Raw genomic sequence first — 1,929 nt, 5'->3', positions numbered from 1 at the left:
CTGGTTCCTCGCCGTGGTCCCGGTCGCGCCGGAACCACCAGGCAGGACGGGGAACGGCGGCAGCGGGATGCGTCCGTTACCGATCACGGACAAACCCGAGAGCGTTCGCGGACAACCGCACCCCGGCTCCGGCTCCGGCTCCGGCTGAGGATGTGGTCGGGGATGCGGCTGAGGTTGCGACCAATACCCGGTCCGGCGAAGTACCTTCCCGTTACGCTGGGGTCATGGGGGAGGAAGTGACGTCCGACGTCACGCCGGATCCGGTCTCGGCCGTCCGGCGGAGGGTGGCACTGTTCCACCGGGACAGGGACCCCCGGCAGCTCAACGGCCGCCTGGCGGAGGCGGAGTACGCCGCGGCCGTGCGGGCGGCGACGCGTCTGAACGGGGCGGGTGAGCCGGAGTACAACCTCGCCGCGCTGGCGGAGTTGGCCCGGTTCCGTTTCTGGCGCGGCGTGGTGTCCGGCACTCTGCCGGGTCAGGTCGAGGCGGACAGCGCCGTCGGCTTCCTCCTCGGACTGCGGGAGTCCTCACCGGGCCTGATCCCCGGTGAGATGGCGGACGTCGTGGGGGAACTCGCGACCGACGCCCGCCGCCGACTGAGCTGGGCGGTCGACTCCGCGGGGAGGCTGCTGAGGCTCTTCGACGGCACCGACCTCGGCCCCCTCGATCAGGCCGTCGAGCGTGTGACGTGGGCCCTGGGGACCGCGCCACCGGATCCCGCGGCCAGAGTCGTCGCCCTCGGCCGTCTCGCTCACGCCCACCACGAACGCCACAAGGCCACCGGGGAGGTGACGGACGAACGCAAGGCGGTGTCGGCCCGCCGGGAAGCGGTCCGTCTCACACCGCCGGGCAGGGAGCGGGCGCGCAGACAGTCACTGCTGGCCGACGCCCTGATGACCGTGTACGAGCGGACGGACGAACGGGCCTGCCTCGAAGAGGCGTTGCGGTGCCTGGAGGAGTCGGTCGCGGGCACACCTCCGGGGGACGAGTTCCGCTGGCTGCGGTACAGCCGTCTGGGGCGGGCCTACCGGTACCGCGCCGGGATCACGCAGTCGCCGGCCGACTTCGACGCCGCCGTGCGATGGGGCCGGCTCGCCCGCGACACGATCGACGCCTCCGACCCGGACCGGGCGTCCGCCCTCAGGACCCTCGACAGGAACCTGCGTGCCCGGCATGCGGCCACCGGTGACCTGGCCGACCTCGACGAGGCCGTCGAGGTGTGGCGGTCGGCGCTCGACCGCATGCCGAGCGACGACACCCGGAGGGCGGGCTTCCTGGTCGACCTCAGTGACGCCCTGTGTCACCGGTTCGACCACGGGGGCGACCCCGCCGACCTCGAGGGGAGCGTCCAGGCGTGCGAGGCCGCGGTCGCCGGAGCGGCCGTGGGCAGCCGCACGCGGGTCCGTGCCCTGTCCGACCTCTGCTACCGGTTGTACCGCAGGTTCCAGCACGGGGACGAGCCGGCGGACCTGCGGCGCGCGGTCCACACGGGGCGCCAGGCGGTCGGCCTGACCTCGCCCGAGGACGGTGAGGACGGCGTGGTCACCCTCGCCAACCTCCTCCACGCCACCGTCGCCTGGTACGACAGGTCGGGCGACCTGGCCCGGCTGGACGAGGCGATCGCCCTCTGGGCGGACATCCTGGCGGCGACTCCGGCCGACCACGCGGACCGGGGCGAGCGCCTGGCCGGCCGGCTCCACGCCCTCGTACGGCGTTTCGAGCACACCGGTGACCGGGCCGACCTGGACCGCGTGTTCGAGGCGGCCCGGGAATGCCTCGCCGGCGCTCCTGACCGTGGGCACGTGGCCGAGTCCCTGCTGCGGGTCGCCCACCACCTCGACGCCCGGACCGCCCCGGCCTCCCGTGCGGCCTTCGTCGGACTGGAACTCGACAACTCCCGGTTGTCGGTGCGCTCACGCGGCACGGACG

The 1,929-nt window shown here is 73.7% G+C and carries 1 pseudogene; it reads left to right on the top strand.

From position 1 onward, the window contains the following. Positions 1 to 224: 224 nt before the first annotated feature. A pseudogene (locus tag RIF68_RS35515) lies at positions 225 to 1,929 on the top strand (hypothetical protein); the annotation flags it as partial.

It is taken from the genome of Streptomyces sp. (genome assembly GCF_031178505.1).
In the GTDB taxonomy this organism is placed as follows: domain Bacteria; phylum Actinomycetota; class Actinomycetes; order Streptomycetales; family Streptomycetaceae; genus Streptomyces; species Streptomyces gulbargensis.
This window is presented reverse-complemented; position numbering and strand designations above follow the sequence as displayed.